Source organism: Streptomyces sp. NRRL S-378, assembly GCF_000720645.1.
Lineage (GTDB): Bacteria > Actinomycetota > Actinomycetes > Streptomycetales > Streptomycetaceae > Streptomyces.
This window is the reverse complement of record NZ_JOBX01000245.1, coordinates 1-208: the sequence shown is the minus strand read 5'-3', so window position 1 is coordinate 208 and position 208 is coordinate 1. Positions and strand designations below refer to the sequence as shown.

Below are 208 nucleotides of genomic sequence, written 5' to 3'. Positions count from 1 at the left end.
GATACCGATCTGCTGCGTCATCGTCGCCAAACCGGTCGCCATACCCTGCTCGTGGTCCGGCAGACCCGTCGTCGCGGTCACCATGAACCCGACGATCACGAGCATGTTCCCGACACCACCCGCGAACGTCGCGACCAGCAGCAGCCACATCGACGCCGACGTCTCACCCAGAGCCACCAGGCTCAGCGTCGCCACCGCCTGCAGCACA

General features: G+C 65.9%; 1 pseudogene. It reads right to left on the bottom strand.

From position 1 onward, the window contains the following. Window positions 1–208, bottom strand: a pseudogene (locus IH80_RS40465) (MFS transporter); the annotation flags it as partial.